Origin of the sequence: Qaidamihabitans albus (assembly GCF_016464705.1) — a bacterium.
Lineage (GTDB): Bacteria > Actinomycetota > Actinomycetes > Mycobacteriales > Pseudonocardiaceae > Qaidamihabitans > Qaidamihabitans albus.
The window spans coordinates 1-21,710 of sequence record NZ_JAEHOB010000024.1 but is presented as its reverse complement, the minus strand read 5'-3'; the positions used below and the strand labels follow the sequence as shown (position 1 = coordinate 21,710).

At 71.2% G+C, this 21,710-nt stretch carries 19 protein-coding genes; 11 read left to right on the top strand and 8 right to left on the bottom strand.

Features of this window, described 5'->3' with window-relative positions; genetic code table 11:
• Positions 1 to 45 precede the first annotated feature (45 nt).
• From JAP66_RS29470 to JAP66_RS29450, 5 genes are read left to right on the top strand one after another with little or no spacing between them, the layout of a single operon-like run.
• Complete coding sequence (locus JAP66_RS29470; protein ID WP_307849774.1) at positions 46 to 1,605, top strand: ABC transporter ATP-binding protein; 1,560 nt, start codon at positions 46 to 48, stop codon at positions 1,603 to 1,605.
• The gene (locus tag JAP66_RS29465; RefSeq protein WP_199435139.1) at positions 1,605 to 2,717 is read left to right on the top strand and encodes an ABC transporter permease; all 1,113 of its coding nucleotides are present in this window, start codon (positions 1,605 to 1,607) and stop codon (positions 2,715 to 2,717) included. Before JAP66_RS29470 ends, JAP66_RS29465 begins: the two co-directional genes overlap by 1 nt.
• Positions 2,714 to 3,976 (top strand): ABC transporter permease, encoded by a 1,263-nt coding sequence (locus tag JAP66_RS29460; RefSeq protein ID WP_307849773.1) that lies wholly within the window; start codon positions 2,714 to 2,716, stop codon positions 3,974 to 3,976. Before JAP66_RS29465 ends, JAP66_RS29460 begins: the two co-directional genes overlap by 4 nt.
• A complete protein-coding gene (locus JAP66_RS29455) occupies positions 3,973 to 4,368 on the top strand; it encodes a cytidine deaminase (RefSeq protein ID WP_199435138.1) in 396 nt (131 codons plus the stop codon). Before JAP66_RS29460 ends, JAP66_RS29455 begins: the two co-directional genes overlap by 4 nt.
• Positions 4,369 to 4,408: 40 nt before the next feature.
• Positions 4,409 to 5,725, top strand: coding sequence for a thymidine phosphorylase (locus JAP66_RS29450; RefSeq protein ID WP_307849772.1), 1,317 nt, complete (start codon positions 4,409 to 4,411; stop codon positions 5,723 to 5,725).
• Between the two features lie 49 nt (positions 5,726 to 5,774).
• On the opposite strand, the gene JAP66_RS29445 is transcribed toward JAP66_RS29450, so the two are convergent.
• Positions 5,775 to 6,863: a PA containing protein gene (locus tag JAP66_RS29445; RefSeq protein WP_199435137.1), complete on the bottom strand. Its 1,089-nt coding sequence runs from the start codon at positions 6,861 to 6,863 to the stop codon at positions 5,775 to 5,777.
• Positions 6,864 to 7,152: 289 nt separating this feature from the next.
• Here JAP66_RS29445 and JAP66_RS29440 point away from each other — a divergent pair, with 289 nt between their 5' ends.
• Positions 7,153 to 8,244, top strand: a complete 1,092-nt coding sequence (locus tag JAP66_RS29440) for an adenosine deaminase (RefSeq protein WP_199435136.1) — start codon at positions 7,153 to 7,155, stop codon at positions 8,242 to 8,244.
• A gap of 92 nt (positions 8,245 to 8,336) precedes the next feature.
• Entirely contained in the window at positions 8,337 to 9,527 is a 1,191-nt protein-coding gene (locus tag JAP66_RS29435) for an MFS transporter (protein WP_199435135.1), read from the top strand.
• Between the two features lie 9 nt (positions 9,528 to 9,536).
• On the opposite strand, the gene JAP66_RS29430 is transcribed toward JAP66_RS29435, so the two are convergent.
• Entirely contained in the window at positions 9,537 to 10,826 is a 1,290-nt protein-coding gene (locus JAP66_RS29430; protein ID WP_199435134.1) for a SatS C-terminal domain-containing protein, read from the bottom strand.
• A gap of 148 nt (positions 10,827 to 10,974) precedes the next feature.
• On the opposite strand from JAP66_RS29430, the gene JAP66_RS29425 reads away from it, so the two are divergent.
• On the top strand, positions 10,975 to 13,488 hold the full coding sequence (locus JAP66_RS29425) for a DEAD/DEAH box helicase (RefSeq protein WP_199435133.1): 2,514 nt from the start codon (positions 10,975 to 10,977) through the stop codon (positions 13,486 to 13,488).
• Positions 13,489 to 13,582: 94 nt separating this feature from the next.
• On the opposite strand, the gene JAP66_RS29420 is transcribed toward JAP66_RS29425, so the two are convergent.
• The 5 genes from JAP66_RS29420 to JAP66_RS29400 form a co-directional block, all read right to left on the bottom strand.
• The gene (locus JAP66_RS29420) at positions 13,583 to 14,461 is read right to left on the bottom strand and encodes an aldehyde dehydrogenase family protein (RefSeq protein ID WP_199435132.1); all 879 of its coding nucleotides are present in this window, start codon (positions 14,459 to 14,461) and stop codon (positions 13,583 to 13,585) included.
• Positions 14,454 to 15,887 (bottom strand): aldehyde dehydrogenase family protein, encoded by a 1,434-nt coding sequence (locus JAP66_RS29415; RefSeq protein WP_199435131.1) that lies wholly within the window; start codon positions 15,885 to 15,887, stop codon positions 14,454 to 14,456. The genes JAP66_RS29420 and JAP66_RS29415 overlap by 8 nt, the downstream gene beginning before the upstream one ends.
• Positions 15,888 to 15,889: 2 nt before the next feature.
• Positions 15,890 to 16,843: a deoxyribose-phosphate aldolase gene (gene deoC / locus JAP66_RS29410; protein WP_199435130.1), complete on the bottom strand. Its 954-nt coding sequence runs from the start codon at positions 16,841 to 16,843 to the stop codon at positions 15,890 to 15,892.
• Positions 16,844 to 16,909: 66 nt separating this feature from the next.
• The gene (locus JAP66_RS29405) at positions 16,910 to 18,127 is read right to left on the bottom strand and encodes a serine hydrolase domain-containing protein (protein WP_307849771.1); all 1,218 of its coding nucleotides are present in this window, start codon (positions 18,125 to 18,127) and stop codon (positions 16,910 to 16,912) included.
• A 57-nt stretch (positions 18,128 to 18,184) separates the two neighbouring features.
• Positions 18,185 to 18,835, bottom strand: a complete 651-nt coding sequence (locus tag JAP66_RS29400; protein ID WP_199435129.1) for a DUF1707 SHOCT-like domain-containing protein — start codon at positions 18,833 to 18,835, stop codon at positions 18,185 to 18,187.
• A gap of 40 nt (positions 18,836 to 18,875) precedes the next feature.
• Between JAP66_RS29400 and upp the strand changes: the two genes are divergently transcribed.
• Positions 18,876 to 19,499, top strand: a complete 624-nt coding sequence (gene upp / locus JAP66_RS29395) for a uracil phosphoribosyltransferase (protein ID WP_199435128.1) — start codon at positions 18,876 to 18,878, stop codon at positions 19,497 to 19,499.
• A 13-nt stretch (positions 19,500 to 19,512) separates the two neighbouring features.
• Here the strand turns inward: upp and JAP66_RS29390 are convergent, their stop codons facing one another.
• A complete protein-coding gene (locus JAP66_RS29390; protein ID WP_199435127.1) occupies positions 19,513 to 20,103 on the bottom strand; it encodes a TetR/AcrR family transcriptional regulator in 591 nt (196 codons plus the stop codon).
• A gap of 94 nt (positions 20,104 to 20,197) precedes the next feature.
• On the opposite strand from JAP66_RS29390, the gene JAP66_RS29385 reads away from it, so the two are divergent.
• Positions 20,198 to 20,590, top strand: coding sequence for a MerR family transcriptional regulator (locus JAP66_RS29385; protein ID WP_199435126.1), 393 nt, complete (start codon positions 20,198 to 20,200; stop codon positions 20,588 to 20,590).
• Positions 20,587 to 21,576 (top strand): aldo/keto reductase, encoded by a 990-nt coding sequence (locus JAP66_RS29380; RefSeq protein WP_199435125.1) that lies wholly within the window; start codon positions 20,587 to 20,589, stop codon positions 21,574 to 21,576. The genes JAP66_RS29385 and JAP66_RS29380 overlap by 4 nt, the downstream gene beginning before the upstream one ends.
• Positions 21,577 to 21,710 lie beyond the last annotated feature (134 nt).

The following is a 21,710-nucleotide window of genomic DNA, read 5'->3' as shown; positions in this document are numbered from 1 at the left end:
TCGAGGATCAGTCGGCGGGCCCGGGGCGATCCCTCGGGCCCGCCGGTGTTCGCGCAAGGAGCGTGTGACATCAGTACCGAATCCCAATCAGCGTTCGCGGTCGAGCTCCGGGGCATCACCAAGCGTTTTCCCGGTGTCGTCGCGAACTCCGACGTCAACGTGGGCGTGCGCGGCGGGACCGTCCACGCGCTCGTGGGGGAGAACGGCGCGGGCAAGTCCACCCTGATGAAGATCCTCTACGGGATGCAGCGGCCCGACGAGGGCACGATCCTCATCAACGGTGAACCGGTCGAGCTGCACAGCCCCGCGGACGCCATCGACGCGGGCATCGGCATGGTGCACCAGCATTTCATGCTCGCCGACAACCTGACGGTGCTCGAGAACGTCGTGCTCGGCAACGAGCCCCGTGCCGGGCTCGGCCTCGACTTCTCCGCCGCCAGGTCGAAGATCAGGGACATCTCCGCGCGCTACGGGCTCGGCGTCGATCCCGACCGGCTGGTCGACGAGCTCGGGGTCGGCGAGCGGCAGCGCGTCGAGATCCTCAAGGTGCTCTACCGCGGCGCGCGCATCCTCATCCTCGACGAGCCCACCGCGGTCCTGGTGCCGCAGGAGGTCGACGAGCTGTTCGGCAACCTGCGCGAGCTCAAGGCCGAGGGGCTGACGCTGCTGTTCATCTCGCACAAGCTCGACGAGGTGCTCTCCGTCGCCGACGACATCACCGTCATGCGGCGCGGCACCACGGTCCGCAGCGTGGCGCCCGGCGAGGTCACCGCGCGCCAGCTCGCCGAGCTTATGGTGGGCAGCGCGCTGCCGGTGCCCGAGCTGCGCGACTCCACGGTCACCGACACACCGGTGCTCGAGGTGGCGGGACTGACCGTGCAGGCCCCGGACGGCCGCACGGTGCTGGCGGAGATGTCGTTCACCATCCACGCGGGCGAGGTGCTCGGCGTCGCGGGCGTCGAGGGCAACGGGCAGGCGGAGCTGGTCGAGGCCCTGATGGGCATCCGGACGCCCGCGTCGGGACGGATCTCCCTGCTCGGCAAGGACATCACGAAGCTCTCCACCCGCAGGCGCCGCTCCGCGGGTGTCGGCTACATCCCGGAGGACCGGCACCGCCAGGGCGTGCTGCTGGAGTCGACCCTGTGGGAGAACCGGATTCTCGGGCACCAGACCAGCAGGCCGTCGGTGCGCGGGCCGCTGCTGGACCGGGCGGGTGCGCGGGCCGACACCGAACGGATCGTCGAGGAGTACGACGTGCGCACCCCGGGCATCGACGTGGTCGCAGGCGCGCTGTCCGGCGGCAACCAGCAGAAGCTGATCGTCGGCAGGGAGATGAGCGGGCGGCCCGTGCTGCTCATCGCCTCCCACCCGACGCGCGGCGTCGACGTCGGCGCGCAGGCCGCCATCTGGGAGCAGATCCGCAAGGCGCGCGCCGAGCACCTCGCGGTGCTGCTCATCTCCGCCGACCTCGACGAGCTGATCGGCATGTCCGACAGCCTCAGCGTGATCCTGCGCGGCAGGCTCGTCGCCGAGTACGACCCCGGCGCGGTCACGCCGGAGCAGCTGGGCTCCGCGATGACGGGCGCCGCCGGGGAGGTGTCCTGATGGGACGGTTGTCGCCACGGGCGATCTACCTCGGCCTCGCGGCACCGGCCGGCGCGCTCGTGTTCGCGTTGCTGGTGTGCGCGCTGATCCTGTCGGTCACCGGGCACCCGCCGCTGGAGGTCGCCGAGGCGATGGTGGGCTCCCTGGAACGGCCGCGTACCGCGGCGAACTCGCTGAACAGCGCGACGACTTACTACCTCTCGGCGGTCGCGGTGGCGATCGGCTTCAAGATGCGGCTGTTCAACATCGGCGTGGACGGGCAGTACCGGCTCGCCGCGATGCTGGCCGCCGCGCTCGCCGGAACGTCCTTCATGGACGCGCTGCCCTCGTTCCTCCGGATCGCGATGACGATCGCCGCCGCGATGCTGGTCGGCGCGGTCTGGGCCGGTATCGCCGGCTTCCTCAAGGTCACCCGCGGGGTCAGCGAGGTCATCTCCACGATCATGCTGAACGCCGTGGCGACCGCACTGGTGGCCTTCCTGCTCAATCCGGACCGGCTGGCCGTGACCGTGGCCGGCAGCAACAACATCGGCACGCCCACGATCAGCGAGGGCGGCCGGGTGCCCGGCTTCGGCTATCCGGGCTCGTCCTCGGACGTCTTCGGGCTGATCGTGCTCGCCGCGCTGGTCGGTGTCGTCTACTGGTTCATGCTCAACCGCACCCGGTTCGGTTTCGACCTCAAGGCGACCGGCCAGTCCGAGTCGGCCGCGGTGGCCAGCGGCGTAAACGTCAAGAAGATGGTCCTGGCCAGCATGCTGCTCTCCGGCGCGGCCGCCGGCCTGGTCGGCATGCCGCAGCTGCTCGGCGCGTCCTACTCCTACGCGCTGGACTTCCCCGCGGGAATCGGCTTCACCGGGATCGCGATCGCCCTGCTCGGCAGGAACCACCCGGTGGGCATGGCGTTCGCCGCGCTGCTGTGGGGAACGCTCGACCAGACCTCGAACGTGCTCGATCTCTCCGGGGTGCCCAAGGAGATCGTCATCATCATGCAGGGCGTGATCGTGCTGTCCGTCGTGATCGCCTACGAGCTGATGCGGCGCTACCGGCTGCGGCTGGAGCAGCGGGACGTCGGCCGCGCGCTCGGCACGGCGCGTGAGGAGGTGCACCAGTGAGCGCGAGCGGGCTGAGCGTCGGGGTCGACGAGATCGCCGTACCGGCGCGGCGCAAGCGGCGGCTGTCGCCGATGGTCTACTTCTACATCGCGATCGCGGCGGTACTGGTGGTGTCACTGGTGCGGCTGCTGACCGGCGCGGGCAACCTGACCTCCAGCGGCACGGTCGCCGCCGCGCTCACCGCGGCGGTGCCGATCGCCCTGGCCGGCCTCGGCGGGCTGTGGTCGGAGCGCGCCGGCGTCATCAACATCGGTCTAGAGGGCATGATGGTGCTCGGCACCTGGGGCGCCGGTTTCGCCGGCTACCAGTGGGGCCCGTGGGCAGGCGTCCTGCTCGGCGTCGCGCTCGGCGCCGTCGGCGGGCTCATCCACGCGGTCGCGACGGTGACCTTCGGCGTCGACCACATCATCTCCGGTGTCGCGATCACCCTGGTGGCGCCGGGGGCGACGCTGTTCCTGGCGAAGCTGTACTTCACCGACGCCCCCGGCGGCGGGCAGAAGCAGTCGCCACCGATCGACGACGTCGCGCACGTGTCCGTGCCGGGCCTGTCGTCGCTGCTCGGCGGCATCGAGGACAAGGGCTGGTTCTTCGTCAGCGACCTCGCCGGGCTGCTGCGCGGCCTCACGACGGACGTGTCCCTGCTGACGCTGCTCGCGGCCGTGCTGTTCGTGGTGACGGGATACGTGCTGTGGCGGACGCCGTTCGGGCTCCGGCTGCGCTCGTGCGGCGAGTCGCCGCCCGCCGCCGAGTCGCTCGGCGTGAACGTCTACAAGTACAAGTACGCGGCGATCACGATGTCCGGGGCGCTGGCCGGGCTCGGTGGTGCGATCCTCGCGGTGGCGTCGAGCCAGTTCCGCGACGGGCAGACCGGCGGCCGCGGCTACATCGGGCTAGCGTCGATGATCTTCGGCAACTGGCGGCCCGGAGGTGTCGCGGCCGGTGCCGGGCTGTTCGGCTACACCGACGCGATGCAGCTGCGCGGGGAGGACGCCGTGCACGCGCTGCTCCTGCTGCTCGGGATCGGCCTGCTGGTGCTCGCCGTGGTCCAGGTCCGCGCGAAGCGCTACGCGGTCGCCGGTGTGGCCACGGTGCTCGGTGCCGCGTTCATCCTCTGGTTCGTCGCCAGCGACCAGGTGCCGCCCGAGCTGGTCGGCGCGACCCCGTACGTGGTGACGCTGCTGGTGCTCTCGCTGGCCGCGCAACGGTTGCGGGTACCGAAGTGGATCGGCCAGACCTACCGGCGGGGCCAGGGCGGATGAGCCCCGACTGGGAGGCGCTACGGGCCGCCGCGGTGCGGGCGGCGAGCAGCGCGTACGCACCGTACTCCGGCCTGCACGTCGGTGCCGCCGGGCTGACCGACGACGGGCGGCTGGTGACCGGGTGCAACGTGGAGAACGCCTCCTACGGCCTGGCCCTGTGCGCCGAGTGCACGATGGCGGGCCAGTTGCGGCTCACCGGTGGTGGGCGGCTGGTCGCCGTCGCCTGCCGCGGTGGCGGCGGGGAGCTGCTGATGCCGTGCGGGAGGTGCAGGCAGATCCTGTTCGAGCTCGGCGGTGGCGCGTGCCTCGTGGACACCCCGCGCGGCCCGCTGCCACTGACCGAGGTCCTGCCCGACGCCTTCGGCCCGGCGGACCTGCCGCCGCCGCCGTGAACGCCGCCGCCGTGAACCCACAGCCGTGAACCCCGAGGACGTGAGAACACTGGCCAGCACGCAGGAGCCGTTCGCCGCCGTCGACGTCATCCGGGCGAAGCGGGACGGGGCGCGGCTCACCGACGAGCAGATCGCCTGGGTCGTCGACGCCTACACGCGCGGAGCCGTCGCCGAGGAGCAGATGGCCGCGCTGGCGATGGCGATCCTGTTGCGCGGGATGGACGCCGCCGAGACGGCCCGGTGGACCGGCGCCATGATCGACTCCGGCGAGCGGCTGTCGCTGCGCGTCGCCCGGCCGACCGTGGACAAGCACTCGACGGGCGGCGTCGGCGACAAGATCACGCTGCCGCTGGCGCCACTCGTCGCCACCTGTGGTGCGGCGGTGCCGCAGCTTTCCGGCCGCGGGCTCGGGCACACCGGCGGCACCCTCGACAAGCTGGAGGCGATCCCCGGCTGGCGGGCGGAGCTGTCGGCGGACGAGATCGCCCGGCAGCTCGACGACGTCGGCGCCGTCGTCTGCGCGGCGACCCCGACGCTCGCGCCTGCCGACCGCAAGCTCTACGCGCTGCGCGACGTCACCGCGACGGTGGAGTCGGTCCCGCTGATCGCGAGCTCGATCATGAGCAAGAAGATCGCCGAGGGAGCCGGCGGTCTCGTGCTGGACGTCAAGGTCGGCTCCGGGGCGTTCATGAAGACCGCCGCGCAGGCGCGGGAGCTCGCCGGGGCGCTGGTGGACATCGGTGCCGCGCACGGGGTCGCCACGACCGCAGTGCTCACCGACATGAGCGCTCCGCTGGGGAGCGCCGTCGGCAACGCGGTGGAGGTCGCGGAGGCGGTGGACGTGCTGCGCGGCGGTGGCCCGGCCGACGTCGTCGAGCTGACCGTCGCGCTGGCCGGCGAGATGCTCGCGCTCGCCGGCCTGCCCGAGGTGGACCCGGCCGCCGTGCTCGCCTCGGGCGAGGCCCACGAGACGTGGTGCCGGATGATCCGGGCCCAGGGCGGTGATCCCGGTGCCGCGCTGCCGCGGCCACGGCACACGCACGTCGTCGAGGCCGACGGCACCGGGATGCTCACCGCCCTCGACGCCTACGCGGTCGGCGTCGCCGCGTGGCGGCTGGGCGCGGGCCGGGCGCGCCGCGAGGACCCGGTGCAGGCGGCCGCGGGCATCCGCTGCCTGGCCAAGCCGGGCGAGCGGGTCGAGCGCGGGCAGCCGCTGCTGGAGCTGCACACGGACACACCGGCCGCCGTTCCCGGCGCGCTGGAGACGCTTCGCGGCGCGTGGACCTTCGCCGAACGCGACGATGCCCCCGCCACAACGGGCGAGGGCATCGTGCTTGACGTGCTCCGGTCCAACTGACTCGTGAGTGCGTACCCGAGTTAGAACTCGTGTGCGCACTCACGAGCGGTCACTCGGTGGACTCGTCGGAGTCGGCCGCGCCGGACTTCGACTTGGAGTCCGCGCTCTTCGGGGAGCGGCCGTTGCGCCTGCGCGGTTGCCGGGGCGCGGGCGGCGCGGTGACGACCTGCTGCGGAGCGGGGCCACCACCGAGCATCAGCTCGGCGAACGTCGCCATCGCCTCGTCGAGCTGGCCGCCGATGCGGCGCTCGGACTCCTCGTTGCTCTTGCGCACGACGGAGCTGAAGTGCTCGTTGTCCGGCTGCTGCGACAGCGTGCCCTCGACCTTCGACAGCCCGGACTTGAGCGAGCCGTCCAGGTCGCCGAGCCGCGCGGAGACGCCGTCCTCGACCTTGTCCAGCCGTCCGCCGAGCTCGTCGAGGCGCGCGGTGACCTTCTCGATCCGCTCGCCGATGCCGTCGAGCCGGTCGGAGGAGTCGACCATCTCGGCCGTCTCGGTGAGCGCGGTGCGCAGCGAGTCGGTGCCCGCGCCGATGCGCTCCTTGGTGTCGGCGTCGAGCCGCTCGACGCGTTCCTTGAGGTCGGACTCCACCGACTCGATGCGCTCGCGAAGGTTGCTCTCGGAGGTGTCGATGCGCTCGCGCACCGGACCGTGCACGGCCGCGGGCAGCGCCTCGAGCCGGTCGTCCTGCTTGTCCAGGTGGCCGTTCAGCTCGTCCAGCCTGCGGTGGATGTTCTGGAGCTTGTCCTCGAGGCCGTCCATCCGGCCCGCAACGCCCTCGAACCGCGCGGCGACCCCGTCGAGCCTGCCGTCGAGCTGCGCGAAGGGCTTGGCCAGCTTGTCGACGATCGCCTCGACGGCCCTGCCGAGGTCGGCGATCGCGTTGTCCTGGGCCTCGAGCCGGGACATCGTCTCGTCGAGGCGCTCCGCGAGGACGCTGACCTCGGTGCGGTCGGGCAGTTCGGACAGCCGCTTGCGCACCGCGCCGAGCGAGTCCACCGGCGCGAGCCGGGCGTAGATGTCGTCGAGTGCGTCGAAGATCTGCTGCTGTTCGCTCTCTCGGACCTCGGCCGCGCGCACCAGCATGTTGCGCATGCGGTCGAAGGACGGGGCTGCAAGGTGGTTGTCAGTGGTCACTGCGGTGTCCTTCATCGGCGGGGAAAAGATGGGACGTGGGCGGCAGCCTATCGATCGCCCAATTGCTGTGAGTATCGCCCCCGGGAAATTGCTAATGACGTGCAACTCCGATGGCCGAATAACGAAAAGGTCAACAAGCTGACGGTTAGGTCGAGGCTGAGGCTTGCGTCCGCGTAGGTGACGCCGGTCGACCGACCGGCCCAGCCGGGCGGCGGGCATCCGGAGCAGCGGCGACGCGGCTCCCGGTGCGCCGGATGTCGGCCAGGCGGCCGCGGACTACCGTTTACCCATGTCGACGCGAACCGTTCCGACCCTCGAGTCCCTGCGGCCCGCACCCAAGGTGCTGCTCCACGACCACCTCGACGGCGGCCTGCGCCCGCGCACGGTCGTCGAGCTCGCCGAGAGCACCGGCTACCAGGGCTTACCCACCACCGACGTGGACGAGCTCGCGCACTGGTTCCGCGACGCCGCGGACTCCGGATCGCTGGAGTCCTACCTCCAGACGTTCGCCCACACCTGTGGCGTCATGCAGACCGAGGAGGCCCTGATGCGGGTCGCCGCCGAGTGCGCGGAGGACCTGGCGGCCGACGGGGTGGTGTACGCGGAGGTCCGGTACGCGCCGGAGCTCTTCACGGAGGGCGACCTCTCACTCGATACGGTGATTCAGGCTGTTCAGGCCGGTTTTACCGAGGGTGAGCGGCGGGTGGCCGCGCGCGGGCAGCGGATCCGGACGGGCACGCTGCTGTGCGCGATGCGCCAGCACGCCAGGGCGCTGGAGATCGCCGAGCTCGCGGTGCGCTACCGCGATGCGGGTGTGGTCGGTTTCGACATCGCGGGGCCCGAGGCCGGCTTCCCGCCGACCCGGAATCTCGACGCATTCGAATACCTTCGTACGAGCAATGCGCATTTCACCATTCACGCGGGAGAGGCATTCGGCCTGGCCTCGATCTGGGAGGCCATTCAGCATTGCGGCGCGGAAAGGCTCGGGCACGGCGTACGGATCGTCGACGACGTGAAGAGCGCGGCCGACGGGCAGGTGCAGCTCGGCCGTCTCGCCGCCTACGTCCGCGACCGCCGGATCCCGCTGGAGGTGTGCCCCTCGTCGAACGTGCAGACCGGTGCGGCGCGGTCGATCGCGGAGCATCCCATCGGGCTGCTCGCGAATCTGCGCTTCCGGGTGACGGTGAACACGGACAACCGGCTGATGAGCGGATGCACCCTCTCGTCGGAGTTCGCCGCGCTGGCCGAGGCATTCGGTTTCGGCTGGCCCGAGGTGCAGTGGTTCACGATCAACGCGATGAAGTCCGCCTTCATCGATTTCGACGAACGGCTCGATCTCATCAACAACGTGATCAAGCCCTGGTACGCGCAGCGGACCTGAGCTGAGCACATTACCACACTCCTTGCTGTATTTAGCCATGCGAAGTAAGGTCCAGAATGTAGGAGATTGTTCTCACATTATGGGATGGCGTCATGGTGCGGATCGAGCGGGCGAGCGCGGTGGGCCGCCGCCGCTGGCTGGTGCTCGCGCTCGGTCACGGCGCCCAGACGGCGAGCTGCGCGTTCCTCTACGGCATCCCGTTCCTCGTTCCCTCGATGCGGGAGGCCGAGAACCTCACATTGGGTGAAGCCGGCGCCGTGGTGGCTGCGCCGAGTATCGGGCTGCTGCTGACCCTGATCGCCTGGGGCGCGGTGGCCGACCGCTACGGCGAGCGGCGGGTCATGGCGCTGGGTCTCGGCGGCTCCGGGCTGCTGCTGATGGTCGCCGGACTCGGCACGCACGCGCTGAGCACACTGTTCGGGCTGTTCCTGCTCGCCGGTGCCAGCACCGCGTCGGTCAACGCCTCCAGCGGGCGCGTCGTGATGGGCTGGTTCGGCGCGAGCGAACGCGGCCTCGCGATGGGCATCCGGCAGACCGCACAGCCACTCGGCGTCGGCATCGCCGCGCTCGCCCTGCCGCCGCTCGCCGAACAGGCGGGATTCCGCGCGGCACTGCTGTTCCCGGCCGGTCTCGCGCTGCTGGCCGCCTTGCTCGTCGGCCGGCTGGTCGTCGACCCGCCCCGCCCGCGGGCCGCCCCGGCGGCACCGAAACCCGCCTCGCCCTACCGGGAGCCCACGCTGTGGCGGCTGCACGGTGCCAGCGCGCTGCTCGTCGTGCCGCAGTTCGCGGTGTCCGCGTTCGCGCCGGTCTACCTGGTCGCGGTCCAGGCGTGGAGCCCGCTTGCCGCGGGCTGGTTCCTCGCGGCCGTGCAAGGGCTCGGCGCGCTCGGCAGGCTCGCCGCCGGTTACTGGTCCGACCGCGTGGCCAGCCGCCTGCGGCCGATGCGGGTGCTCGCCGTGGCCAGCGCGGCGGTGATGCTGCTGGTGGCGCTCGGCGACGCGAGCCTGCCGTGGCTGGCGGTGCTCGCGCTCGTGCTGGCGGCCGTGGTCACCGTGAGCGACAACGGCCTTGGCTTCACCGCGTCGGCCGAGCTCGCGGGCATCGCGTGGGCCGGCCGCGCGATGGGGGCGCAGAACACCGCGCAGAACGTGGCTGCGGCGCTGACGCCGCCGCTACTGGGCCTGGTCATCGGCGACACGCGTTACGCGCTCGCCTTCGGCCTGGCCGCCGCGTTCCCGGTGCTCGCCGTCTGGCTCACGCCGGTCCGCGCGGAACGCCGGTGAGGGGCGACCTCAGTTCACGTGCAGGCGGTCCTCGAAGGACTCCACCAGCTCCCGCCACGCCTTCTGCTCGGCGTCGAACGGCGGGCTCGGCGCCAGCCGGGTGGGGTCCGGCCGCAGCACGAAGGACACCAGCCAGCCCAGGCTCTCCGAGCTGGCCAGCGCGGCCGCCACGCTGTCGTCGTCGGCCCAGTCGGCGGCGTCGGTGAGCAGCTCCACCGCGAGCTCGAGCTGTGTCGGGTCGATCGCGTCAACGCCCTCGCCGATGTCCTCGTCGAGACCGGTGAGCACGTAAGTGTTGTCCGGGTCGACCTCGACCTCCAGCTCACCCGCTGTCGCCTTGACCAGCACGTCGTCCCAAGTGGACACCTCGGCCAGGTCGGTTTCGGCCATCTCCTTGGCGTCGGCGAGCTTGCGCGCGAGGGCCCGCTCGGAACCGAAGACCTCGATCCGGCCGTCCGCGCCGAGGAAGATCGGGTCGTCGTCCAGGTAGCACCGCAGCGTGTAGTACTCCCCGGCGGAAGTGACGATCTTGATCGGGTCGATGCCGACCTCGCCCCAGAAGCCGACGGGTTCGTCCTCGCTGTCCTCGGCCTCGCCGGTGTCCCCGGTGTACGTGCCGGACTCGCTCTCCTCGGTGTCCTCGGCGTCCAGGTCGTCGTCCCTGGAGTCGACCCCGGCCTCGGCCTCGGCGGACTCCTCGTGGAAGGCGGCGAGCTCCTCGGTGGTCTCCTCCAGCGTCGCGGCGTCCACGGCGGGAACCGTGATGAGCTGGTCGATCGTGTCCAGCACCGTGTCCCACTTCTCGGACACCACCCCGGAGAGCTCGTTCCACAGGCGGGTGCCCTCACGGCCGCTGAACGGCAGCTGCCCCTGGTCGAGCAGCGAGAAGCCCTCGCAGCCGTCGAGTACCTCGTGCACCTCGTCGAGCTCGCACACGTCGGCGAGGGAGCGCACGATGTTCACGATCTCGGCGAGCTCGCTGATCGTCCACGAATCGGGCTCCTCGGCCACCATCTCCGGCACGCCGACCAGGTCGTAGGAGTGGTCGTCGTCGGGAATCAGCTCGGGCACGTTCAGCGCGGGCACCGCGTCCCAGGCGGGATGGTCGATCAGGTCGTGCTGCTCGGCCGTGCGTACGTAGGCCGCGAGGTGGGCGGCGTCCGGAAACGCGTACAGGTCGTCCTCGTCGCCGAGGAAGGCCTCCCACTCCTCGCCGTCCTCCCGCCAGCGGGGCGCCCACAGGGTCACCAGATCACCCTGGGGCAGCCCGAGTTCGATCGGGATGATATCCTGTGCCATTCCGTTCCTCCGGATTACCGCCTGTGCGCGTGCCGATCTGGAAATTCCGCTGGACCCCGGACGCGATACGCGCAGCCTACGGGTTCCCGGCCCGAGCCGCGATCACCCCTCATGTCCCGAGGCGGGGATGGCACGATCGACAATCACGATGACTGACTTCCTCGCAGACCGCCTGCCTACCGACGCCGATCCGGACACGCTGTTCGACACCTTCTCCTCCTGGACCGCCGGGCGCGGCTTCGAGCTGTACCCGGCACAGGAGGAGGCGCTGATCGAGGTCGTCTCCGGGGCCAACGTCATCCTCTCGACACCGACCGGCTCGGGCAAGAGCCTGGTCGCGGTCGGCGCGCACTTCGCCGCGCTCGCCCAGGGCAGGCAGAGCTATTACACCGCGCCGATCAAGGCGCTGGTCTCGGAGAAGTTCTTCTCGCTCATCGACATCTTCGGCGCCGACAAGGTCGGCATGATGACCGGCGACTCGAGCGTGAACCCGGACGCGCCGATCATCTGCTGCACGGCGGAGATCCTGGCGAACATCGCCTTGCGGGACGGCGCCGACGCGGACGTCGGCCAGGTGGTGGCCGACGAGTTCCACTTCTACAGCGAACCGGACCGGGGCTGGGCCTGGCAGGTGCCGCTGCTGGAGCTGCCGCGCGCGCAGTTCGTGCTGATGTCGGCCACCCTGGGCGACGTCACCTTCTTCGAGAAGGACCTCACCCGCCGTACGGGCCGTCCGACGACCGCGGTGACCTCCGCGCAGCGTCCGGTACCGCTGACGTTCCGCTACGCGACCACACCGATGCACGAGACGATCTCCGAACTGCTGTTCGGCGGCCAGGCGCCCGTCTACGTCGTGCATTTCTCCCAGGCCGCCGCCGTGGAACGCGCGCAGGCGCTGATGAGCATCAACGTCACCACCCGCGCGGAGAAGGACGCGATCGCCGAGGCGATCGGCGGTTTCCGGTTCTCCGCGGGCTTCGGCAAGACGCTCTCCCGCCTGGTGCGGCATGGCATCGGCGTGCACCACGCCGGGATGCTGCCGAAGTACCGAAGGCTCGTCGAGCAGCTCGCGCAGGCCGGGCTGCTGAAACTGATCTGCGGCACCGACACGCTCGGCGTCGGCATCAACGTGCCGATCCGCACGGTGGTGCTCTCCGCGCTCACCAAGTTCGACGGCGTGCGCCAGCGGCACCTCAAGGCACGGGAGTTCCACCAGATCGCCGGGCGCGCGGGCCGCGCCGGTTATGACACCGACGGCTACGTGGTGGTGCAGGCGCCCGACCACGTCGTCGAGAACGCGAAGGCGCTGGAGAAGGCGGGCGATGACCCGAAGAAGAAGCGCAAGATCGTGCGCAAGAAGGCGCCCGAGGGCTTCGTCAACTGGACGGAGAGCACGTTCGAACGGCTCGTCGCCGCCGAGCCGGAGCCGCTGACCTCGAGCTTCCAGGTCAGCCACTCGATGCTGCTCAACGTGATCTCGCGGCCGGGCAACGCCTACGAGCACATGAAACACCTGCTGGAGGACAACCACGAGGATCGGGCCGCGCAGCGCAGGCACATCCTGCGGGCGATCGCGATCTACCGCGCGCTGCTCGCCGCGGGTGTGGTGGAGCAGCTCGGTGAGCCGGACCCGCAGGGGCGCTGGGCGCGGCTGACCGTGGACCTGCAGTTCGACTTCGCGCTGAACCAGCCGCTGTCACCGCTGGCGCTGGCCGCGATCGAGCTGCTCGACCCCGAGTCGCCGAGCTACCACCTCGACGTGGTGTCCATCGTGGAATCCACTGTGGACAACCCGAAACCGGTGCTGGCCCAGCAGCGGTTCAAGGCGCGGGGTGAGGCCGTGGCCGCCATGAAGGCCGAGGGCATGGAGTACGACGAGCGGATGGAGCAGCTCGAGGAGGTCACCTACCCGAAGCCGCTTGAGGAGCTGCTGGAGGCGGCGTACTCCCGCTACCGGGAGGGCCATCCGTGGGTCGCCGACTACGAGCTGGCGCCGAAGTCGGTGGTGCGGGACATGTACGAGCGCGCGCTGAACTTCGTGGAGTATGTGGGGTTCTACTCGCTGGCGCGGTCCGAGGGTGTGCTGCTGCGCTACCTCGCCGACGCCTACGACGCGCTGCGCCGGACCGTTCCCGACGAGGCGAAGACCGAGCCGTTGCAGGATCTCATCGAATGGCTCGGCGAGCTGGTGCGGCAGGTCGACTCGAGCCTGCTGGACGAGTGGGAGGCGCTGCGGCATCCCGAGGAGGTGTCGGCGGAGGACGTCGCCAAGGTGCCCGAGGGTCCGCCCCCGGTCACCCGCAACGAGCGGGCGTTCCGCGTGCTCGTGCGCAACGAGATGTTCCGCCGGGTGACGCTGGCGGCCAGGGAGGACTACGAGGCGCTCGGCGAGCTGGACGCCGGATCGGGCTGGGACGCCGACGCGTGGGCGGATGCCCTCGACGGCTACTTCGCCGAGCACGGCGAGCTGAGCACCGGCCCGGACGCCCGCGGACCGGCGCTGCTGATCATCGAGAAGGAGACGGATGTCTGGCGGGTGCGGCAGATCTTCGACGACCCGGCGGGCGACCACGACTGGGGCATCAGTGCCGAGATCGACCTCGCCGCCTCCGACGAGGCCGGTGCGGCCGTTGTCCGGGTCACCGACGTGAACCAGCTGTAGCCCGAACGAGCCGAACGAGCCGAACGAGCCGAACACTGCCGGGGTCGTGAGTGCGCACGCGAGTTAGAACTCGGGTACGCACTCACGACGTCCGCTAGCCGCCCATCGGGTGCCAGACGGTCTTCGGCTCCAGGTAGCGGCGCAGCCGCGCGATGTCCGGGCGCTCGGTCCAGTCCGGCTCGCCCGCGGGCACGGTGAGCACCCGCTTGACGGTGCCCGCGGCCTCGCGCGCCAGCTCCGTGCGCGCCTCGGCGCCCGCCCCGGTGGGGTCGAGCGCGTCGACGTCGCCGTGCGAGGCCAGCCACGGGCCCAGCTCGTCGGCCCGGCCGGTGAGCACGTTGACCACCCCGGCCGGCACGTCGGACGTCGCCAGGACCTCCGACAGCGTGATCGCGGGCAGTGGACGCTGCGCGCTGCTCACGACCACCGCCGTGCAGCCGCTCGCGAGCGCCGGTGCCAGCACGCTCACCAGCCCCAGCAGCGACGACCGCTGCGGCGCGAGCACACCGACCACGCCCGTCGGCTCCGGCACCGTGAACGAGAAGTACGGCCCGGCAACCGGGTTGGCCGCACCCAGCACCGTCGCGATCTTGTCGGTCCAGCCCGCGTACCACACCCACCGGTCGACCGCGGTGTCCACAACCGACTGTGCCTTCCCGCCCGAGATGCCCTCGGAGGCGGCCACCTCCGCGGCGAACTGCTCCCGCCGCCCCTCCAGCATCTCGGCGACCCGGTACAGCACCTGCCCGCGGTTGTACGCCGTCGCGCCCGCCCAGCCCGGGAACGCCTTGCGCGCCGCCACCACAGCGTCGCGCACGTCCTTGCGCGAGGCGTGCGCGGCGTTGGCCAGGAACCGGCCCTTCGCGTCCGAAACCGGGTACGAGCGCCCGGACTCCGAGCGCGGGAACTGCCCGCCGACGTAGAGCTTGTACGTCTTGGCCACCGGCACCCTGGCGCGTCGCTGCTCAGCCATCGAGGTAAGCCTCCAGACCGGTCCGGCCGCCCTCGCGGCCGAAACCCGACTCCCGGTACCCACCGAACGGTGCGGCCGGATCGAAACGATTGAACGTGTTGGCCCACACCACGCCGGCGCGCAGCTTGCCGGCCATCCAGAGGATCCGCGAACCCTTCTCGGTCCAGACTCCCGCGGACAGCCCGTACGGCGTGTTGTTGGCCTTGGCGACGGCCTCGTCCGGCGTGCGGAAGGTGAGCACCGACAGCACCGGTCCGAAGATCTCCTCGCGGGCGATCCGCATCGACTGCTCGACCCCGGAGAACACCGTGGGCGCGAAGAAGAACCCGCGGTCGGGCAGCGGGCAGGGGCTGGTCCAGCGCCGGGCGCCCTCGCTCTCGCCGGACTCGGTGAGCTCCCGGATCTTCGCGAGCTGCTCGGCGGAGTTGATCGCGCCGATGTCGGTGTTCTTGTCCAGCGGGTCGCCCAGCCGCAGCGTCGAGACTCGGTAACGCAGCTTCTCCAGCAGCTCGTCGACGACGGACTCCTGCGCGAGCAGCCGGGACCCCGCGCAGCACACGTGACCCTGGTTGTAGAAGATCCCGTTGACGATGCCGTCGACGGCCTGGTCGAGCGGCGCGTCGTCGAACACCACGTTCGCCGCCTTGCCACCGAGTTCGAGGGTGAGCCGCTTGTGCGTGCCCGCGACCGAGCGCTGGATGAGCTTGCCCACCTCGGTCGACCCGGTGAACGCGATCTTGTCGACGTCCGGGTGGTTCACCAGCTCGGCGCCGATGTCGCCCGCGCCGGGCAGGATGTTCACCACGCCCGGCGGCAGCTCCGCCTGCCTGCAGATCTCGGCGAACACGAGCGCGGTCAGCGGCGTGGTCTCGGCCGGCTTGAGCACCACGGTGTTTCCGGTGGCCAGTGCCGGTGCGATCTTCCACGCGAGCATCAGCAGCGGGAAGTTCCACGGGATCACCTGCGCGGCCACGCCCAGCGGCCGCGCGTGCGGGCCGAGCCCGGCGTAGTCGAGCTTGTCCGCCCAGCCAGCGTGGTAGAAGAAGTGCGCCGCGGCCGTCGGCACGTCGGCGTCGCGGGACTCCTTGATCGGCTTGCCGTTGTCCAGCGTCTCCAGCACGGCCAGCTCCCTGGCCCGTTCCTGGATCAGCCGGGCGATGCGGAAGATGTACTTGGCCCGCTCGGCGCCGGGCATCTTGCCCCACACCTTGTCGTAGGCGCGGCGGGCGGCGCGGACCGCCTTGTCCACATCGGACGCGGAGGCGGTGCTCACCTCGGCGAGCACCTCCTCGGTGGCCGGGTTGATCGTCTTCAGCGGCTCGCCCGAGCCGTCGGTGAACTCGCCGCCGATGAACGGCCGGTAGGCCGGTTTCAAGTTGGCGATGTCCCGCGACTCCGGTGCGGGCGCGTACTCCCACATGTTCATGCTCAGTCCTGGGTGACGTAGTCGGGGCCGCTGTAGTGGCCGTCGAGCTGCGTGCGGCGCTGCAGCAGCAGGTCGTTGAGCAGGCTGGACGCGCCGAAGCGGAACAGCCCGGGCGTCAGCCACTCCGGGCCTGCGACCTCGTGCACGGCCACCAGGTAGCGGATCGCGTCCTTCGTGGTGCGGATCCCGCCCGCCGGTTTGACCCCGCGCAGTTCCCCGGTGGCGGTGTACCAGTCGCGCACCGCCTGCAGCAGCACGTGCGTGCCGGGCAGTGTCGCGGCGGGGGAGACCTTGCCGGTCGAGGTCTTGACGAAGTCGCCGCCCGCGAGCAGCGCCAGCCAGGCCGCCCGGCGCACGTTGTCGTAGGTGCCCAGCTCCCCGGTCTCCAGGATGACCTTGAGGTGCGCGTCCCCGCACGCCGCCTTCACCGCCTGGATCTCCTCGAACACCTGGCCGTAGCGGCCTTCGAGGAACGCGCCACGGTCGATCACCATGTCCACCTCGCTTGCCCCCGAGCGCACCGCGAGCGCGACGTCGGCGAGCTTGACATCGCGCCCGGAGCGGCCGGACGGGAACGCCGTCGCCACGCTCGCGACGCCGATCCCCGAGCCGCGCAGGGCTTCGACGGCCGTCGCGGCCAGGTCCGGGTAGACGCACACGGCGGCCACCGGCGGCGTGTCCGGGCGCTCCGGGTCCGGGCGGCGGGCCTTCGCCGCCAGTGCCCGCACCTTGCCGTGCGTGTCGGCGCCTTCGAGGGTGGTCAGGTCGACCATGGAGATCGCGGTGTCGATCGCCCAGAGCTTGGCCGCCTTCTTGATGCTGCGCGTGCCGAGGCTCGCGGCCCGTTGCTCGATGCCGACCTGGTCGACGCCCGGCAGGCCGTGCAGGAACCGGCGCAGGCTCGCGTCGTCGCGGATGGCGTCGGCGAGCCCGGCCGGCAGAGTAGCTGTTGCCATGCCGCCGAGCCTAGTGCGCACCCCACCCTCGTGAGTGCGCACGCGAGTTCTAACTCGCGTAGGCACTCACGAGGGCAGCGGGCCCAGCGCGAGCATCCTGGTGTCCGGCAGGCTGTGCGCGGCCGCCGCGGGTGCCTGACCCGGCTCGCAGAAGGCCGAGACCATCACCAGGGTCCACGGGCTCGGCGGGGCGGTGATGTTCTGGTTGACCGCCGTGGTGATCCGCGTGTCGCCGTCCTCGGAATGCATGCTCCAGGTCCCGTAGCCGGGCAGCGAGCCGTTGTGTCCCCACACCGCGGGCTCGCCGGGGCACATCGCCTCGAGCGGCAGGCGCATCAGCCCCAGCCCGTAGTCGAAGCCCGCGTAGTCGCCCTCGAGATTGCGGGCGGGCACGGTCCGCTTCATCTGCGCGAGCATGCCCTCGCTCAGCAGTTCCCCGCCGAGCAGGGCGCCGAAGAACCGGTTCAGCTCCGCCGCGGTGGAGATGACGCTGCCGGAACCGAAGTAGCGGGAGTAGTTGTACGTCGTGACGTCGGTGAGCGGGCGCGGCGGCTCGTACAGCTGCTCGTAGCCGCGGGCCGCCGCGTGGGGCAGGAACGGGAAGTCGCGGACGAGCGCGGTGCGGTGCAGGCCGAGCGGGCGGAGCACCCGCTCCTTCAGCAGGCGTTCCATCCGCTGCCCGGACACCTTCTCGACCAGCAGCGCCAGCACGGTGTAGCCGGTGTTGGAGTACCGCCAGTCCGTGCCCGGCTCGAACAGCAGCGGCTGCCTGGTACTCAGCTCGACGACCTTGGTGGGGGCGAAGTGGGTGAACCGCTCGGTGTCCACTTCGGGCAGGCTCGCCCACGTGGCCTCCGGTGGCAGATCCCTTGGCAGGCCGCTGGTGTGCTGCAGCAGCTGCCTTACCGTGATCGGCTCGGCATACGGCAGCAGCCCGGGCAGGTACTCACTGATGCGGTCGTCGAGCCCGATCCGGCCCTCGTCCGCGAGTTGCAGCACCAGCGTGGCGGTGAACGTCTTCGAGACGCTGCCGGTCCGGATGCGGCCGTCGGTCCTCGGCGCCCGCTCGGTGCGGACGTCGCCCACGCCGCTGGTGCCGCTCCACTCGCGGCCGTCGTCTGCCGTCACCGCGAGCACCCCGGGCATCCCGGCGCTCACCGTCGCGTCCATCGCGTCCTGGATGCGGTCCGGCGTGGCGGCCGTCGCCGTGCCCGTGGAGAGCGCGCCCGCGAGCAGCGCGGAGCAGGTCAGGACCGTCGCGGTCTTGCGAATGGCATGGCGCACAGAAACCCCCAGAAATCCGTACCGGACCGGCCCGGCACACGCTAGGGGATGGCCCGCTCAGCCCTCAACCGCCTTGCGCGGTTCCCGTGGGACGCGCTTGACCTCGACGCCGCCCCAGAAGGCGAGGCCGTTGATGCGCACCACCGGCGCGTCCGGGGCGGCGGAGTCCGCCGCGCCCTTCTTGTCCGTGGTCTCGAACGCGCCCATGATCCCGATGCCGGTCACCTCGACGACGATGTCGTCGGGCACGGTGATCTCGATCCCGCCCATGATCGCCACCGCGGTGATGGTCGAGTGTCGCTCGGCGAAGCGGGCGTGGCGCAGGTCGATCTCGACGCCGCCCCAGAAGGCGAAGCTGTTGTGCTGCGGCGGGACCACCCAGTTGCCCTTGCGAGCGGTCCCGGACATGATCGCGATCGACACCGCCGAGCCGGGCTGCCCGCCGATCCGCTGGTCCGGCCTGTGCACCTGCGCCGGCGTCACCGGCAGCAGCGCGGCACTCGTGGAGACGTCGGGCAGGTCCTCGACGACCGGCTCGAGGTCGCCGAGAGTCTTCGCCGAGTAGACCTGGTCGAGCCGTTCCTCGAGCTCGTTCACCGTGATCCGGCCCTCGCCGAGGGCGGAGTGCAGGATCTGGGCGATCCGTTCGCGGTCGGCGTCCGAGGCCCGCAGCTGTTTCGGGTCGGGCCTGCCCGGCTGTTCGGTCACGGGACAACCCTAGCGCCAGTGCCCGGATAGGGTGTCCGCCATGGACGTGCTCGTCGTCGATCATCCGCTGGCAAGGGCCCGCCTCTCCACGATGCGCGACGCCCGCACCGACAGCGCGGCATTCCGCGCGGCGCTGCACGAGCTGACCGTCATGCTCATCTACGAGGCCACTCGCGGGGCGCCGCTGCGGACCGAGCGCATCCACACGCCGGTGGCGCTCACCGACGCCTACCGCCTGGCCAGCCCGCCGCTGCTGGTGCCGGTGCTGCGGGCCGGGCTCGGCATGGCCGACCAGGCGCACAAGCTCATTCCGGACGCCCAGATGGGCTTCGTCGGGCTGGCGCGCGACGAGGAGACGCTGCGGCCTACGCCCTACATGGAGTCGCTGCCGGCCTCGCTCGCCGAGCGACCGGTGTTCGTGCTCGATCCGATGCTGGCCACCGGCGGGTCGATGGAGTACACGATCCGCCTGCTGACCGGCCGCGGCGCCACCGACGTCACGGCGATCTGCGCGCTGGCAGCGCCGGAGGGGCTCAAGCGGCTGGAGGACTCGGGGCTGCCGGTGCGGGTCGTCACGGCCAGCGTCGACGAGCGGCTCAACGACTCGGGCTTCATCGTGCCCGGTCTCGGCGACGCGGGAGACCGCCAGTACGGAACCGTCTAGCGGCCCGGGCCGCTCAGCGCAGCCAGCCGGTGGCGTTCGCGCGCAGGGCCGTCTCGTAGGAGCCGCCCTTGTCGAACTCCGCGGGCAGGTTCCCGTTCAGTTCGAGCGAGACCAGCCCGTGGACGAAGGCCCAGCAGCTGTGGGCGACCACCTCGGCCGGGGCGCCGCCGAGCACGCCGTCCTCGATCCCGGCCCGCACGGTCTCCAGCAGCGGCTCCAGCGTGGACATCGCCAGCGCGCCCGCCTCCTCGTTCGGCTCGAACCCGGGCACCGCCTTCGCGAACATGATCGAGTAGAGATGCCTGCTCGCCAGCGCGCTGTCCCGGTAGGCCAGCCCGAACCGCACGAGGTCCTCCACGACGTCGCCCGTGCGCCCGACCGCCCGCATCCGGGCCTCGAACCGCCGGAAGCCCTCCGTGTAGAGGGCGTTCACGAGATCGCCCTTGCCGCCGAACAGCGAGTACACCGCGGTGGTCGACGTCCCGGCGTCGGCGGCGAGGCGGCGCATGCTCAGCGCCTTCGCGCCCTCGGTGGAGAGCAGCTCGCCCGCGCGGTCGAGCAGCCGCAGCCGCAGTGCTTCGTCGTGGGTCCGCGGACGTGGCATTCCGACACCGTATCCCGACGGTGTTACGAAACCCGCTCCGGAGGCCGCGTCTCAGTGTTGACCTGGAGCGCGCTCCAGGTCGTACGGTCACCGCATGAGCTACTCGATAGCGGAAGCGGCGCGGCGTAGCGGTCTGTCGATCGACACCCTCCGGTACTACGAGCGGATCCACCTGCTCGACCCACCGGAACGGGACGCCGCGGGCAGGCGCGCCTACTCCGAGGCCGATCTCACCTGGTTGCAGTTCCTGACCAAGCTGCGCACCACCGGCATGCCGATCCGCCGCATGCGGGAGTACGCCTCGCTGCGCAAGCGCGGCGTCGCCAGCGCGGCGAGGCGCAGGACGATCCTGATCGAGCAGCGTGGCTCCGTCGCCGAGCGGATCGCCGAGCTGCAGTCGTGTCTCGACGTCCTCGACTACAAGATCACCAACTACGAGCAGCTCGAGCAGGGGTACTCCTCGGCCGTGCGGGAGGTGACCGCATGATCCCGGTGCGCGAACTCGGCGGCCTGACCCTCGGCGCCCAGGGCCTCGGCTGCATGGGGATGAGCGACTTCTACGGCACCGGCGACGACAGCGAGTCGATCGCCACCGTCCACCGGGCACTCGACCTCGGCGTGACCCTGCTCGACACCGCCGACATGTACGGCTACGGCCGCAACGAGGAGCTCGTGGGCCGGGCGATCGCGGGCCGCCGCGAGGAGGTGGTGCTGGCGACGAAGTTCGGCATCGTCCGCGACGAGAACGACCCGGCCGCACGCGGGGTCCGCGGCGACCCCGCATACGTGCGGTCGGCCGCCGAGGCGTCGCTGCGCAGGCTCGGGGTCGAGACCATCGACCTCTACTACCAGCACCGCGTCGACCCCGGCGTGCCGATCGAGGAGACGGTGGGGGCCATGGCGGCGCTGGTGGAGCAGGGCAAGGTGCGTCACCTCGGGCTGTCGGAGGCGGGCGCCGAGACCATCCGGCGGGCGCACGCCACGCATCCGATCACGGCGGTGCAGACGGAGTGGAGCCTGTGGTCCCGCGACATCGAGGACGAGGTCGTGCCCACCTGCCGCGAGCTCGGTATCGGGATCGTCGCGTACGCGCCGCTCGGCCGGGGCTTCCTCACCGGCCGGTTCGCCTCGTCCGGCGACTTCGGGGAGGGCGACTTCCGGCAGCGCTCGCAGCCCCGGCTGGCCGAGGGCAACCTGGAACGCAACCTGGCGCTCGTCGACGCGCTGCGAGCCGTCGCCGTCGAGCGGGGAGTCACCGCGGGCCAGCTCGCGCTGGCCTGGGTACAGCACCGGGGCACCGATGTGGTGCCGATCCCGGGCACCAAGCGCCGCCGGTACCTCGAGGAGAACGTCGCCGCCGTGGACATCGAGCTCAGCGAGGCCGACCGCCGGGCCATCGAGAAGGCCGTGCCGGCCGACGCGGTCGCCGGTGACCGCTATCACGAGGACGCGATGCGCCTGCTCGGGCGCTGATCACCCGGCCCGAGTGCCGGCCGGTCGGCATCCGGAAGGTTGCTGACCAGCCGTTTCGCCGTGGCGGGACCCCCCTGTTTTCGGCTGTCCGGTGGCATGTAATCTTTTCCTTGTCGCCGGGGAGACCGGGCTGG